Genomic DNA, 14022 nt, shown 5'->3' with positions numbered 1-14022 from the left:
AAAGAGGCCCTGAACAGGGCCTCTTTTTTTTGCGCTTGAAGCGTTATATCCGACCGAGTAACAGCAGTACCAACAGCACCACCAACACCACGCCGATAATGCCCGAAGGACCATAACCCCAACTTCTGGAGTGCGGGAAGACCGGCAGACCACCGATCAGCAACAGGATCAGGATAATGATTAGAATTGTGCCCATGTCGATTTCCTTGTTGATAGCGTTCGAGAAGTCTTGGTATTCAAGGGCGACTGGAGACTAAGTAATTCCAGACGGCTTACAAATTCCGACCGGTGTGCATGAAAGAAAATTCAATGTTTTTTTAATGTATTTGGATCGCTCGCTTATTTCCTTTACAGCGAAAAGTTCGCCGCCTCGTTTCACTCGACAGCGCCTGCAGGAATCCATGTAGGAGCTGCCGAAGGCTGCGATCTTTTGATCCTCCATTCAGCAACTTGATGGAGCGTGGGCGCGCGCCGATCCTTCGCTACACTCCGCGCATCTTCCCCGGAACAACAAGGCTGTCTGCTATGCAAAATCGCATGATGATCACTGGTGCGGGCTCGGGCCTGGGTCGCGAAATCGCGCTGCGCTGGGCCCGTGAAGGCTGGCAACTGGCCTTGTCCGACGTCAGCGAACCCGGTCTTCAGGAAACCCTGAAAATGGTCCGCGAGGCCGGTGGCGACGGTTTTACCCAGCGCTGCGATGTACGTGATTACAGCCAGCTCACCGCGTTCGCTCAGGCCTGTGAAGAAAAGCTCGGCGGCATCGACATCATCGTCAACAACGCCGGCGTGGCCTCGGGTGGCTTTTTCAGCGAACTGTCGCTGGAAGACTGGGACTGGCAGATCGCGATCAACCTGATGGGCGTGGTCAAGGGCTGCAAGGCGTTCTTGCCGCTGCTTGAACAAAGCAAAGGCAAAATCATCAACATCGCCTCCATGGCGGCACTGATGCAAGGCCCGGCGATGAGCAACTACAACGTGGCCAAGGCCGGCGTGGTAGCACTGTCGGAAAGTCTGCTGATCGAACTGGCGCAGCAGGAAGTCGGCGTGCACGTGGTCTGCCCCTCGTTCTTCCAGACCAACTTGCTCGATTCGTTCCGTGGGCCGACCCCGGCGATGAAAGCGCAGGTCGGCAAGTTGCTGGAAAGTTCGCCAATTACGGCGGCGGATATCGCTGACTACATCTATCAGCAAGTCGCCGCTGGCGAGTTCATGATCCTGCCCCACGAACAAGGGCGCATGGCCTGGGCGCTGAAGCAGAAGAACCCGCAACTGCTCTACAACGAAATGACTTCAATGGCGGAGAAGATGCGCGCCAAAGCCAAACAGAACAACGGCTGACCTTGCCCGTTGCAGACAGCGTCGTTAGGGTGGCCGCACTGGTCACCTTGTCGAGACGCATCAATGCTCAATTACCTGTGGTTCTTTCTCGCGGCGCTGTTTGAAATCGCCGGATGTTTCGCCTTCTTCATGTGGCTGCGTCAGGGCAAAAGTGCGTTGTGGGTGATTCCTGCGCTGCTCAGCCTGACCCTGTTCGCACTGTTGCTGACCCGTGTTGAAGCCAACTATGCCGGTCGTGCCTACGCCGCTTATGGCGGCATCTACATTGTCACTTCGATTGGCTGGCTGATGGTGGTCGAGCGCGTGCGTCCCTTGGGTTCGGACTGGATCGGCGTGGCGCTGTGCGTGATCGGCGCCAGCGTGATTCTGTTCGGGCCACGCTTTTCTGCTGCCTGAAGGTCTTTTGTGGGAAGCGTCTGACAGCTCAGGGCGAGCATGGGTGTAAGGCAAAACTGATTTGCTCGCCGTGCATTGAAGAGGCGCGGCAAGCCGCGCATCTTCAGGGTTCGCTAACCCTGAAGGACGAATCTCATGCTTGTACTCAGCCGTGTCGTTGGTGAGTTGATTTCAATCGGTGATGACATCACCTTGCGCGTTCTGTCAGTGAACGGTGCCAGTGTGCGATTTGGCGTCGAGGCGCCACAAAAGGTCAACGTGCACCGCGCGGAGGTCTATGAGCGGATTCAGCGCAAGCAAGCCACGCAGAAAGTTCGCTGAGGATTTCAGTCGAACAGGTGCTTGGGCACGTCGTGCTTGAGCATCAACTGGCACTGCTCGCTTTCCGGGTCGAAGACGATCAGCGCCTGGCCTTTGGTCAATGCCTGACGCACGCGCAGCACGCGGGTTTCCAGCGGCGTGTCATCACCGTTGTCGGTGCCGTCGCGGGTGACGAAATCCTCGATGAGGCGGGTGAGGGTGTCGACTTCAAGAGCGTCGTAGGGAATGAGCATGGGCACCTCGGCTGAATCAATGGCGGGATGCTACGGCGATTGCGGTTTGCCTGCCAGTTTTGTGTTGCCTGTACCGACCTCATCGCGAGCAGGCTCACTCCTACAGGGGAACGCATTCCAAATGTGGGAGCGACGGTGCGACGATTCGACCTGCTCGCGAAGGCGATGGTTCTGCCAACAAAGATTTAACTGTCGGAACGCTGCCCCACCAGACTGTCCACCGACGGTACTCGCGTATCGCTCTCCATCTGTGTGTCATGCTCAATCTGATGACTGAAGCGATCCAGTGAAGCATTCGCTGGCGCCGCATCGCTGGCGAACACCGGCGGGCTCAGAATATAAGCGCCCAGCAAACGACTCAACGCCGCCAGACTGTCGATGTGCGTGCGCTCATACCCATGGGTCGCATCGCAGCCAAACGCGAGCAGGGCGGTGCGGATGTCGTGGCCGGCGGTCACCGCCGAGTGCGCATCGCTGAAGTAATAGCGGAACAGGTCGCGGCGCACCGGCAGTTCGTTTTCACCGGCCAGACGCAGCAAATGTCGCGACAGGTGATAATCGTACGGGCCGCCAGAATCCTGCATCGCCACACTCACCGCATGCTCGCTGGAGTGCTGGCCGGGAGCGACCGGCGCGATGTCGATGCCGACGAATTCGCTGACGTCCCACGGCAGCGCCGCCGCCGCGCCGCTGCCGGTTTCCTCGGTGATGGTGAACAGCGGGTGGCAGTCGATCATCAGCTCCTGGCCGCTGTCGACGATGGCTTTGAGTGCCGCGAGCAGCGCCGCAACGCCGGCCTTGTCATCGAGGTGACGGGCGCTGATGTGACCGCTTTCGGTGAATTCCGGCAGCGGATCGAATGCCACCACGTCGCCGATGCTGATGCCCAGCGAATCGCAGTCAGCCTTGGTCGCACAGTAGGCATCCAGACGCAGTTCGACGTGATCCCAACTGATCGGCATTTCATCAACGGCAGTGTTGAAGGCATGCCCGGACGCCATCAACGGCAAGACACTGCCGCGAATCACGCCGTTGTCGGTAAACAGGCTGACGCGGCTGCCCTCGGCAAAGCGGCTCGACCAGCAGCCGACCGGGGCGAGGGTCAAGCGGCCGTTGTCCTTGATCGCACGAACGGCGGCGCCGATGGTGTCCAGGTGCGCGGAAACGGCGCGGTCGGGGCTGTTCTTCTTGCCTTTGAGCGTGGCGCGAATGGTACCGCGTCGAGTCATTTCAAAGGGAATGCCGAGCTCTTCCAGACGCTCGGCGACGTAACGCACGATGGTGTCGGTAAACCCGGTGGGGCTGGGAATGGCGAGCATTTCCAGCAGGACTTTTTGCAGGTAGTTGAGATCCGGTTCGGGGATTTGCGTGGTCATGGAAACTCCTGATGGGTTGAGCACATCGATGGTTTCGATGAGGGGGATTTGGGGTGAATTTAAGGGCCCCTTCGCGAGCAAGTCGAATCGTCGCACCGTCGCTCCCACAGGGGAATGCATTCCAAATGTGGGAGCGAGCTTGCTCGCGAAGGCGTCAGCCCGGACAAAACAGATTCAAGAGACAGCCGGCTGACTGTGCGGAAACAACAAATCGACAAAGCGCTCCGCCGTCGGCTGCGGCTCATGGTTGGCCAGACCGGCACGTTCGTTGGCCTCGATAAATACGTACTCGGGTTGATCCGCCGCCGGCACCATCAAGTCGAGGCCGACCATCGGAATGTCCAGCGCCCGCGCCGCCCGTACCGCTGCATCGACCAGCGTCGGGTGCAGGATTGCGGTGACATCTTCCAGCGTGCCGCCGGTGTGCAGATTCGCCGTACGCCGCACAAACAGGTGCTCGCCGGCCGGCAGAATGCTGCTGTAGTCATAACCGGCCGCATGCAGGGTGCGCTGGGTTTCGTGATCCAGCGGGATCTTGCTTTCGCCACTGGTCGCCGCTTGCCGACGACGGCTCTGCGCCTCGATCAACGCGCCCACCGAATGCTGGCCATCGCCGACCACTTCCGCCGGCTTGCGAATAGCCGCGGCCACCACTTCAAAGCCAATCACCAGAATCCGCAGATCAAGCCCTTCGTGGAAGCTTTCGAGCAGCACGCGGCTGTCAAATTGCTTTGCCGTTTCGATGGCTTGCTGCACCTCTTCGATGCTCTGCAAATCCACCGCTACGCCTTGGCCCTGTTCACCGTCGAGCGGTTTGACCACCACCCGTTGATGCTCATCGAGGAAGGCCAGATTGTCGTCGGCATTACCGGCCAGTTGCTGCGAGGGCAGGTTCAGTCCGGCGCCTTTGAGCACTTTGTGGGTCAGGCTTTTGTCTTGGCACAGGCTCATGCTGATCGCGCTGGTCAGGTCGCTCAGCGATTCGCGGCAACGCACGCGACGCCCGCCGTGGCTGAGAGTGAACAGCCCGGCATCGGCGTCATCCACTTGCACGTCGATGCCGCGTCGATGAGCTTCTTCAACGATGATCCGCGCATACGGATTGAACTGCGCTTCTGGCCCCGGGCCGAGAAACAGCGGCTGGTTGATGCCGTTTTTGCGCTTGATGGCGAAGGTCGACAGATTGCGAAAGCCGAGCTTGGCGTAGAGGTTTTTCGCCTGCCGGTTGTCATGCAGAACTGACAGATCCAGATAGCTCAAGCCGCGACTCATGAAGTGCTCGATCAGGTGCCGCACCAGCACTTCACCAACACCCGGCCGCGAGCATTGCGGATCAACCGCCAGGCACCACAGGCTGCTGCCGTTTTCCGGGTCGTTGAAAGCTTTTTGATGGTTCAGGCCCATGACGCTGCCGATCACCGCGCCGCTGTCTTCATCTTCGGCCAGCCAGTACACCGGGCCGCCCTGATGATGCGGAGTGAGCCGCGTGGCATCGATCGGCAACATGCCGCGCGCCTGATACAACAGATTGATCGCCTGCCAGTCCGCCTCACTCTGCGCGCGGCGAATACGGAAGCCGCGAAACACACGGGTGGCCTGGCGGTAATCGCTGAACCACAGGCGCAAGGTGTCCGACGGATCGAGAAACAGTTGCGTCGGTTCCAGGCCGAGGATCTGCTGCGGCGCAGCGACGTACAGCGCGATATCACGCTCGCCGGGCTGTTCTCTGAGCAGCTCCTGTGCCAGCGATGCCGGGTCGGGAAACGTGTGGCCGATCAGCAACCGGCCCCAGCCGCAATGGACGGCGATCGGGTCGGCGGCCAGCGTGCTGCCGTCTTCGGCCAGACGCGCCTGCAAGCGTTCATAGGACGGCGTCTGACCGCGTAGCAGCCGTTGGTTGATGGCTGTGGCGTGGGGTTTCATCGATCAGATTCCTTGTTCACTGAGCCACAGGTTCAGGGCAGCCAGTTGCCACAACTTCGAACCGCGCAACGGCGTCAGTTGGCCTTGCGGATCGGTCAGCAATTTGTCGAGCATGGCCGGATTGAACAGACCGCGATCCTGACTCGGATCGAGCAGCAACTCGCGCACCCAGTTCAGCGTGTCGCCCTGCAAGTGCTTGAGGCCCGGCACCGGGAAGTAGCCTTTTTTACGGTCGATCACCTCACTCGGGATGACTCGGCGCGCGGCTTCTTTGAGCACTTGTTTACCGCCGTCAGGCAGCTTGAATTGGCCAGGCACTCGGGCCGAGAGTTCCACCAGTCGATAGTCGAGAAACGGCGTACGAGCCTCCAGGCCCCAGGCCATGGTCATGTTGTCGACGCGTTTGACCGGGTCATCGACCAGCATCACCGTGCTGTCCAGACGCAAGGCTTTGTCCACCGCCGCATCGGCGCCGGGCTGGGCGAAATGTTCTTTCACAAAGTCGCCGGCGGCATCGTTCGCGGTCAGCCATTTCGGCTGCACGGTGGCGGCGTAGTCGTCGTAGCTGCGGTCGAAAAATGCGTTGCGATACGCCGCGTACGGATCGGTCGCGCCGTCGACTTGCGGGTACCAGTGATAACCGGCGAACAATTCGTCAGCACCCTGGCCGCTCTGCACCACTTTGCAGTGCTTGGCCACTTCGCGCGATAGCAGATAGAAGGCGATGCAGTCATGGCTGACCATCGGCTCGCTCATCGCGCGGAACGCGGCGGGCAATTGCTCGATGATTTCTTTCTCGTCGATGCGCAGTTGATGATGCTGAGTGCCGTAGTGTTTGGCGATCAGATCCGAGTACTGGAATTCGTCACCGCGTTCGCCGCCGGCATCCTGGAAACCGATGGAAAAGGTCGAAAGGTTGTCGACGCCGACTTCACGCAACAGGCCGACGAGCATGCTCGAATCGACGCCGCCGGACAGCAGCACACCGACATCCACTGCCGCGCGTTGACGAATCGCCACCGCTTCGCGGGTGCTGTCGAGGACGCGATCAACCCAATCTTCGAGGGTCAGATTTTTCTCATCATCGTGTGGGCCGTAAGGCAGGGTCCACCAGGTTTTCTGTTCGGTGGTGCCATCGGCTTCAACGCGCATCCAGGTCGCCGGTGGCAGTTTTTCGATGCCGGCTAGCAGGGTGCGTGGCGCGGGGACCACGGCATGGAAATTCAGGTAATGATTGAGCGCCACCGGATCGAGGATCGGGTTGATGTCGCCGCCCTTGAGCAACGCTGGCAACGCCGAGGCAAAGCGCAGACGCTGGCCAGTACGCGACAGGTACAAAGGCTTCACGCCGAGACGGTCGCGGGCGATGAACAGGCGTTTGGCGTCGCGTTCCCAAATGGCAAACGCGAACATGCCATTGAGCTTCGGCAGCAGCGCTTCGCCCCAGGCGTGGTAGCCCTTGAGCAGCACTTCGGTGTCGCCACCGGAGTAGAACGCGTAACCCAGCGCTTCAAGTTCGGCACGCAGTTCCGGGAAGTTGTAGATCGCGCCGTTGAAGGCCAGGGACAAGCCCAGCTGGCTGTCGATCATCGGCTGCGCCGAGCCGTCCGACAGGTCCATGATTTTCAGGCGACGGTGACCCAGGGCAATCGGCCCTTGGGCATGGAAGCCCCACGCGTCGGGGCCGCGAGGGGCCAGGTGATGGGTAATTCTCTCGATCGCTGCAAGGTCTGCAGGTTGTTGATCAAAACGTAACTCGCCAGCTAATCCGCACATATAGTCCTTACCGGTTTTTCCGTTGGGGAGGGTGTTTCTTCAGCGGCCGAAATGGCCGGTACTCAGAAACTGACCCGGTGCGGTTGTGGGAGTTTTAGAACGATAAGTTATAAGCGGCACCGTCAGACCAGTGGGCCACCGTCATGGCCCGTGGTCTTCAGTTCATTTGCCGCGAATCAACCGACGTAACGCAAAGCGGTTGGGGTGACAGGCTTCGGCGACACTGCGTGGCAGCGGCAGAGGTTCATTGTCCAGCCATGCGGCGAGCAGTTCGCCGGACAATGGCGCGGTGATCAGCCCGCGAGAGCCGTGGCCGCTGTTGACGTATAAACCGTCCAGCCAAGGGCAGGCGATGTCCGGCACTTGGCGGGCGTCTTTGCTCAGCACCGAGTAGGTGTCGAGGAACGCTTCGCGGTCGGCGAGTGGGCCGACAATCGGCAAATAGTCAGGGCTGGTGCAGCGAAAGGCTGCGCGGCCCTGAAGATTTTCGACCGGCTGTTCGCTGATGTGCAGACGCGTAACCAGATCGCTTGAGATCTCTTCGAGCATCGCCAGATTGCCCACGTGTTCGGCGGTGGTCGGCGTCAGGTCATCGCTGTTGAAGTCGAAACTGGCGCCGAGCGTGTGTTCGCCCAGACGGGCAGGCGCAACGTAGCCTTCGGCGCAGACCACAGTGGCCAGTGCCTGGCTTTCTGCGGTTTCGGCGAGACGGGTGATCTGCCCGCGAATGCGCTTGAGCGGTAACTCGGCGCTCTGCGCAAAACATTTGATGTCGGCGGCACCGGCCAACACCACGACCGGCGCGCTGGCGAGCAAGCGGTCACCGTCGCGGGCTTGCCACTGGTCATCGACCCTGCGCAGTTGCAGTGCTTGGCAATGATTGAGCAGTTCGATGTTCGCCTGCGCCGCTTGCGCCTGACACAACGCCGGCGGATGCACCCAACCGCCTTCGGGATAGTACAAGCCGCCATGGGCCAGACCGACCCCGGCACGGGCCTGCGCCTCGGGCTGATCCAGCCACTGCAACAGGTCTTCCGGGAAGGCTTCGGCCAACTGGGCGTGACGCTCGGCTTCCTTGGCATTGAACGCCAGTTGCAGCACGCCGCAAGCGTCCCAGTCGGTGCCGCGTTGCAGGGTTTCCAGCAGGCGTCGGGTGTAACCGAAACCGCTGACGATCAGTTGCGACAGTGCCGTGCCGTGGGCGGACAATTTCAGGTACAGCACGCCCTGCGGATTGCCCGAGGCTTCTTGCGCCACCGCCGTATGGCGTTCGAGCAACGTCACCTGCCAGCCACGTGCGGCCAGGCTGGACGCCGTGGCGCAGCCGGCGAGACCGGCGCCAATCACCAGCGCTCGACGTTCAGCCGCGATCGGTGCAGGACGAGCGAACCAGGGTTTTTCCGGTGTCGGCGGCGTCACTTCCGCCGGCCAGCCGAGAAACTCGCCACGGAGGATTTCCCACTTGTGACCGATGCCCGGCGTGCGCTTCATTTTGAACCCGGCGGCGTTGAGCAAACGGCGGACCCAACCGGTACTGGTGAAGGTGCTGATGGTTGAGCCGGGCGCTGCCAGTCGCGCCAGCTCGACAAACAGTTCGGCAGTCCACATGTCGGGGTTTTTTGCCGGGGCGAAACCGTCGAGAAACCACGCATCAATCTGCGCGTCGAGCTGCGGCAGTTGTTCCAGGGCATCGCCGATCAACAGCGTCAGCGTCACGCGGCCGTGGGCCAGGGTGATGCGCTGAAAGCCGGCATGTATCGCCACGTAATGCGTCAGCAACTGATCGGCCAGTGGCTTGAGTTCCGGCCATAGGGCAAGCGCACGTTTCAGGTCGGCAGGGCTCAGCGGGTATTTTTCGACGCTGACAAAATGCAGGCGCGCACCCGCCATGGCGTGCTGCTCGAACAACTGCCAGGCGCAAAGAAAATTCAGCCCGGTGCCAAACCCGGTTTCGCCGATGACCAGTCGCCCACCCGCCGGCAGCGCGGCAAAACGCTCGGCCAGGCGGTTCTGTTCGAGGAACACGTAACGGGTTTCTTCCAGCCCCGACTGGTCGGAAAAGTACACGTCATCGAATACCCGCGAACGCGGGCGTCCGTGGTCATCCCAATCGAGTTGGGCGTGGGGCAATACAGGTTTCATGGCAGGCTCGGCAACGACAAGGCGGCCATTCTAGCCGATCGCGCAGGGGCTGCTTGATCCATGGCAAGGCTTGCGCCCGTTGACTCACGGACAATCCGCCAGCCGTGGGAATTTCTGCGCCGCTGCTGTGCCCAATCCGCTAGTCTTGCTGAATCCTGGAAGGAGCCGTCCCATGTTTGAATCCGCTGAAATCGGTCACGCCATCGACAAAGACACCTTTGATGCGGCCGTCCCGGCATTGCGTGAAGCCTTGCTCGAAGCTCAGTTCGAACTGCAGCAGCAGAAGCGTTTTCCGGTGATCATCCTGATCAACGGCATTGAAGGCGCGGGCAAGGGCGAGACGGTCAAGTTGCTCAACGAGTGGATGGACCCGCGCCTGATCGAAGTGCGCACGTTCGATCAGCAGACCGATGAAGAGTTGTCGCGGCCACCGGCGTGGCGCTACTGGCGAATGCTCCCGGCCAAGGGGCGCATGGGCATCTTTTTCGGCAACTGGTACAGCCAGATGCTGCAGGGGCGGGTGCATGGCTTGTTCAAGGATCCGCGTCTGGATCAGGCGATCGCCGGCGCCGAGCGTCTGGAAAAGATGCTCTGCGATGAAGGCGCGCTGATCTTCAAATTCTGGTTTCACCTGTCCAAGAAACAGATGAAGGCCCGGCTCAAAGCATTGGCCGATGATCCGCTGCACAGCTGGCGCATCAGCCCGCTGGACTGGCAGCAATCGGAAACCTACGACAAGTTCGTCAAATACGGCGAGCGCGTGCTGCGCCGTACCAGCCGTGATTACGCGCCGTGGCACGTGATCGAAGGCGCCGACGCCAACTATCGCAGCCTGGCGGTCGGCAAGATTCTCCTCGAAGGTTTGCAAAATGCGCTGAAGCGCCCGGACGTGCATCCGCACGATGTCAGCGCCGCGCCGCTGGGCACGCCGGTCGATCAGTTGAACCTGCTCGACAGCCTCGACCTGACCCAGCGTCTGGAGAAGAAAGACTACGAAGAACAACTGATCACCGAGCAGGCGCGCTTGTCTGGGCTGATGCGCGACAAACGCATGCGCCGCCACGCGCTGGTGGCGGTGTTCGAAGGCAACGATGCCGCCGGCAAGGGCGGGGCGATCCGTCGGGTCGCGGCGGCGCTTGATCCACGGCAATACAACATCGTGCCGATCGCCGCACCGACTGAGGAGGAGCGCGCTCAGCCGTACTTGTGGCGCTTTTGGCGGCACATTCCGGCGCGCGGCAAGTTCACCGTGTTCGACCGCTCTTGGTACGGCCGGGTGCTGGTAGAGCGGATTGAGGGCTTCTGCACGCCGGCCGACTGGTTGCGTGCCTACGGCGAAATCAACGATTTTGAAGAGCAGCTGTCCGACGCCGGAGTGATCGTCGTCAAGTTCTGGCTGGCTATTGATAAAGATACGCAGATGGAGCGTTTCCAGGCGCGCGAAGCGATCCCCTTCAAACGCTTCAAGATCACCGAAGACGACTGGCGCAACCGCGACAAGTGGGACGCCTATCGCGCTGCCGTCGGCGATATGGTCGACCGCACCAGCTCGGAGATCTCGCCATGGACGCTGATCGAGGCCAATGACAAGCGCTGGGCCCGGGTGAAGGTGTTGCGCACGATCAACCGTGCACTGGAAGAGGCCTTCGAGAAATCCGACAAGCACGCGAAGAAACACAAGGACTGAGCCGATAGACGCGCATACGCGGGGTGAATGATTGTCGCGGTGGTTGATGCGGTGGACTTATGCTCGGTCCACTCTCAACCGACTACAACAATGAGGTATGCCATGCGTGAAGTGGTGATCGTCGACAGCGTGCGGACTGGCCTGGCCAAGTCCTTTCGCGGCAAGTTCAACCAGACCCGTCCCGATGACATGGCGGCCCATTGCGTCAACGCGCTGCTTGAGCGCAACGACATCGATCCGGCCAGCGTCGAGGACTGCATTGTCGGCGCCGGCTCCAACGAAGGCGCGCAGGGCTACAACATCGGTCGTAACGTCGCGGTGCTGTCGCGTTTGGGCACCGGCACCGCCGGCATGACCCTCAACCGTTTCTGTTCGTCGGGCTTGCAGGCGATTGCGATTGCTGCCAACCAGATCGCTTCGGGTTGCAGCGACATCATCGTGGCCGGCGGCGTCGAGTCGATCAGCCTGACGATGAAAAGCGTCAACACCGATCACCTGATCAACCCGCTGCTCAAGCAGCAAACGCCGGGCATCTACTACACGATGGGCCAGACCGCCGAAGTGGTCGCGCGGCGTTATGGCGTCAGCCGTGAAGCGCAGGATCGCTATTCTTTGCAGAGCCAGATCCGCACCGCTCAGGCGCAGGCTGCGGGACTGTTCAACGATGAAATCGTGCCGATGGCGGTGAAGTATCGCGTCGAGGACAAAAACACCGGTGCAGTGCAGATTCTCGACGGTGTGGTTGATCGCGACGACTGCAATCGCCCGGACACCACCTATGAAAGTCTCGCCGGGTTGAAACCGGTATTCGCCGAGGATGGTTCGGTGACGGCGGGCAACTCGTCGCAGCTGTCCGACGGTGCGTCGATGACGCTGGTGATGAGCCTGGAGAAAGCCTTGCAGTTGGGCCTCAAGCCGAAAGCATTTTTTCGCGGCTTCACCGTGGCCGGTTGCGAGCCGGACGAAATGGGCATCGGCCCGGTGTTCTCGGTGCCGAAGCTGCTCAAGGCCAAAGGCTTGCAGGTGGCGGATATCGATCTGTGGGAACTGAACGAGGCGTTTGCTTCGCAGTGCCTGTACAGCCGGGATCGGCTGGAGATCGATAATGAGAAATACAACGTCAATGGCGGCTCGATTTCCATTGGTCACCCGTTTGGCATGACCGGGTCGCGGCAGGTCGGGCATCTGGTGCGGGAGTTGCAGCGGCGTAATCTGCGTTACGGCATCGTCACCATGTGCGTGGGCGGCGGGATGGGCGCGACGGGGCTGTTTGAGGCGGTGCGTTAATCCTCAATTCACTAGTTGTCTGTTCAGCCCTCTTCGCGAGCAAGCTCGCTCCCACAGTAGATCTTCAGTGAACACTGATTTTGTGTACACCAGAGATCCAATGTGGGAGCGAGCTTGCTCGCGAAGGGATCTACCGGGTTTACCGGTTGGAATCCTGTAGCTGCATCCGCGCGATATACGCCTTTATTTCCTGCTCAGCCTTCTCGGGACTGTCGAACGGCCCCTCAAGGGTATTTTCCCGAGTGCTGAAAAACAGTTCGCCGTTGACCCGGCACAAGCGATCACTGCGAAAGTGCGTGGCGGGGGCGCTGTCCTGCGCGCGCATTGCTAACATGATCGGTCTCCTTGGCTGGTGCGCTGGAAGGGATTCAATGAGCTTATGCCTGAAGCATTTGGCGCGCCTGTACAGCCGATCAACGGCGCGACGTCAATTTAATGCTGCGACCTGAACAGTTTCATTCGCGTCCTGGCCTTAACTGTCCCTGTGTGTCGGTTCATGGCGCGCCTAGAATGAGCGCACTTGTCAGCAGGCTTTGGGGTTTCCATGCACATTTCATCGGGTCGCTGGGTGTACGGCTTGTTCCTGGCGCTGCTGACCGCGTTTCTGTGGGGCATCCTGCCGATCAAACTCAAACAGGTGCTGCTGGTGATGGACCCGGTCACGGTGACCTGGTTTCGTCTGCTGGTGTCCGGTGGCTGTCTGTTCATCTATCTGGCGGTGGTAAAACGCCTGCCCAGTCGCAAAGTGCTGGGTCCCAGGGGTGGTTGGCTGGTGCTGATGGCGGTGCTCGGGCTGGTCGGCAACTATGTGTTGTACCTGATGGGGCTCAATCTGCTCAGCCCCGGCACCGCGCAACTGGTGGTGCAGATGGGCCCGATCATGTTGTTGATCGCCAGTCTGTTTGTGTTCAAGGAGCGTTTCAGTATTGGTCAGGGAATCGGGTTGGCGGTGCTGTTGATCGGTTTCGTGCTGTTTTTCAATCAGCGTCTGGCGGAGCTGCTGACCTCGTTGTCGGATTACACCGCCGGGGTTTTGCTGGTGCTGTTGGCGTCGACGGTGTGGACCTTCTATGCGCTGGGGCAGAAGCAATTGCTGACGGTATGGAATTCGTTGCAGGTGATGATGGTGATCTACCTGTTCTGCGCACTGTTGCTGACGCCGTGGGTGCATCCGCTCGAAGCGCTGAACCTCAGCCCGTTGCAGGGCTGGCTGCTGCTGGCGTGCTGCATGAACACGTTGATTGCCTATGGCGCGTTCGCTGAAGCGCTGGCGCATTGGGAGGCGTCGCGGGTCAGTGCGACGTTGGCGATCACGCCGTTGGTGACCTTTGGTGCGGTGGCGATTGCGGCGGGGATCTGGCCCGAATATGTGCATGCCGAGCAGATCAACGGGTTGGGTTATGGCGGGGCGGTGCTGGTGGTGCTGGGGTCGGCGCTGGTGGCGTTGGGGCCTTCGTTGATTGCCGGGTTGAAGGCGCGGCGGTTGAAGATGGCAGCCAGTTAAACCGCGTCGCCCCCATTCGCGAGCAAACTCGCTCCC

13 protein-coding genes are annotated in these 14022 nt (G+C 60.6%); 6 read left to right on the top strand and 7 right to left on the bottom strand.

Features of this window, described 5'->3' with window-relative positions; all coding sequences use genetic code 11:
* Positions 1–43: 43 nt before the first annotated feature.
* Positions 44–202: a DUF3309 family protein gene (locus CLU80_RS04890; RefSeq protein ID WP_169432680.1), complete on the bottom strand. Its 159-nt coding sequence runs from the start codon at positions 200–202 to the stop codon at positions 44–46.
* A gap of 323 nt (positions 203–525) precedes the next feature.
* Between CLU80_RS04890 and CLU80_RS04885 the strand changes: the two genes are divergently transcribed.
* From CLU80_RS04885 to csrA, 3 genes are all read left to right on the top strand, one after another.
* Complete coding sequence (locus CLU80_RS04885; protein WP_093435347.1) at positions 526–1341, top strand: SDR family oxidoreductase; 816 nt, start codon at positions 526–528, stop codon at positions 1339–1341.
* A gap of 63 nt (positions 1342–1404) precedes the next feature.
* Positions 1405–1737, top strand: coding sequence for a YnfA family protein (locus CLU80_RS04880; protein ID WP_016985989.1), 333 nt, complete (start codon positions 1405–1407; stop codon positions 1735–1737).
* 135 nt (positions 1738–1872) lie between these two features.
* Positions 1873–2058, top strand: coding sequence for a carbon storage regulator CsrA (gene csrA, locus CLU80_RS04875; protein WP_016985988.1), 186 nt, complete (start codon positions 1873–1875; stop codon positions 2056–2058).
* A 5-nt stretch (positions 2059–2063) separates the two neighbouring features.
* On the opposite strand, the gene CLU80_RS04870 is transcribed toward csrA, so the two are convergent.
* From CLU80_RS04870 to mnmC, 5 genes are all read right to left on the bottom strand, one after another.
* Positions 2064–2291, bottom strand: coding sequence for a YheU family protein (locus CLU80_RS04870; protein WP_003192759.1), 228 nt, complete (start codon positions 2289–2291; stop codon positions 2064–2066).
* 185 nt (positions 2292–2476) lie between these two features.
* A complete protein-coding gene (locus tag CLU80_RS04865; RefSeq protein ID WP_077574040.1) occupies positions 2477–3667 on the bottom strand; it encodes an osmoprotectant NAGGN system M42 family peptidase in 1191 nt (396 codons plus the stop codon).
* 174 nt (positions 3668–3841) lie between these two features.
* Positions 3842–5590 (bottom strand): N-acetylglutaminylglutamine synthetase, encoded by a 1749-nt coding sequence (ngg, locus tag CLU80_RS04860; RefSeq protein ID WP_099756890.1) that lies wholly within the window; start codon positions 5588–5590, stop codon positions 3842–3844.
* A 3-nt stretch (positions 5591–5593) separates the two neighbouring features.
* The gene (locus CLU80_RS04855; RefSeq protein ID WP_099756889.1) at positions 5594–7366 is read right to left on the bottom strand and encodes an N-acetylglutaminylglutamine amidotransferase; all 1773 of its coding nucleotides are present in this window, start codon (positions 7364–7366) and stop codon (positions 5594–5596) included.
* 162 nt (positions 7367–7528) lie between these two features.
* Positions 7529–9508, bottom strand: a complete 1980-nt coding sequence (gene mnmC, locus CLU80_RS04850) for a bifunctional tRNA (5-methylaminomethyl-2-thiouridine)(34)-methyltransferase MnmC2/FAD-dependent 5-carboxymethylaminomethyl-2-thiouridine(34) oxidoreductase MnmC1 (protein ID WP_099756888.1) — start codon at positions 9506–9508, stop codon at positions 7529–7531.
* 172 nt (positions 9509–9680) lie between these two features.
* On the opposite strand from mnmC, the gene pap reads away from it, so the two are divergent.
* Both pap and CLU80_RS04840 read left to right on the top strand, forming a co-directional pair.
* Entirely contained in the window at positions 9681–11195 is a 1515-nt protein-coding gene (gene pap, locus CLU80_RS04845; RefSeq protein WP_095048579.1) for a polyphosphate:AMP phosphotransferase, read from the top strand.
* A 102-nt stretch (positions 11196–11297) separates the two neighbouring features.
* Entirely contained in the window at positions 11298–12482 is a 1185-nt protein-coding gene (locus CLU80_RS04840) for a thiolase family protein (protein WP_099756887.1), read from the top strand.
* 139 nt (positions 12483–12621) lie between these two features.
* Here CLU80_RS04840 and CLU80_RS04835 read toward each other — a convergent pair whose 3' ends face one another.
* Positions 12622–12816 (bottom strand): DUF6316 family protein, encoded by a 195-nt coding sequence (locus CLU80_RS04835; RefSeq protein WP_093435328.1) that lies wholly within the window; start codon positions 12814–12816, stop codon positions 12622–12624.
* Positions 12817–13026: 210 nt separating this feature from the next.
* On the opposite strand from CLU80_RS04835, the gene CLU80_RS04830 reads away from it, so the two are divergent.
* Positions 13027–13986 carry a DMT family transporter gene (locus CLU80_RS04830; RefSeq protein WP_099756886.1) on the top strand — a complete coding sequence of 320 codons (960 nt, stop codon included), beginning with the start codon at positions 13027–13029 and terminating at the stop codon, positions 13984–13986.
* Positions 13987–14022: the final 36 nt, after the last annotated feature.

The organism is Pseudomonas sp. 29 (assembly GCF_002754355.1).
In the GTDB taxonomy this organism is placed as follows: domain Bacteria; phylum Pseudomonadota; class Gammaproteobacteria; order Pseudomonadales; family Pseudomonadaceae; genus Aquipseudomonas; species Aquipseudomonas neuropathica.
Note: the sequence above shows the minus strand (reverse complement) of the source record. Positions and strands in the feature narration are given on the sequence as shown.

Bases quoted from the DNA above. Each gene is read 5' to 3' on its own strand.
- CLU80_RS04885 (WP_093435347.1), top strand. From the start codon at position 526: ATGCAAAATCGCATGATGATCACTGGTGCGGGCTCGGGCCTGGGTCGC.
- CLU80_RS04880 (WP_016985989.1), top strand. From the start codon at position 1,405: ATGCTCAATTACCTGTGGTTCTTTCTCGCGGCGCTGTTTGAAATCGCC.
- csrA (WP_016985988.1), top strand. From the start codon at position 1,873: ATGCTTGTACTCAGCCGTGTCGTTGGTGAGTTGATTTCAATCGGTGAT.
- CLU80_RS04870 (WP_003192759.1), bottom strand. From the start codon at position 2,291: ATGCTCATTCCCTACGACGCTCTTGAAGTCGACACCCTCACCCGCCTC.
- CLU80_RS04865 (WP_077574040.1), bottom strand. From the start codon at position 3,667: ATGACCACGCAAATCCCCGAACCGGATCTCAACTACCTGCAAAAAGTC.
- ngg (WP_099756890.1), bottom strand. From the start codon at position 5,590: ATGAAACCCCACGCCACAGCCATCAACCAACGGCTGCTACGCGGTCAG.
- CLU80_RS04855 (WP_099756889.1), bottom strand. From the start codon at position 7,366: ATGTGCGGATTAGCTGGCGAGTTACGTTTTGATCAACAACCTGCAGAC.
- mnmC (WP_099756888.1), bottom strand. From the start codon at position 9,508: ATGAAACCTGTATTGCCCCACGCCCAACTCGATTGGGATGACCACGGA.
- pap (WP_095048579.1), top strand. From the start codon at position 9,681: ATGTTTGAATCCGCTGAAATCGGTCACGCCATCGACAAAGACACCTTT.
- CLU80_RS04840 (WP_099756887.1), top strand. From the start codon at position 11,298: ATGCGTGAAGTGGTGATCGTCGACAGCGTGCGGACTGGCCTGGCCAAG.
- CLU80_RS04835 (WP_093435328.1), bottom strand. From the start codon at position 12,816: ATGTTAGCAATGCGCGCGCAGGACAGCGCCCCCGCCACGCACTTTCGC.
- CLU80_RS04830 (WP_099756886.1), top strand. From the start codon at position 13,027: ATGCACATTTCATCGGGTCGCTGGGTGTACGGCTTGTTCCTGGCGCTG.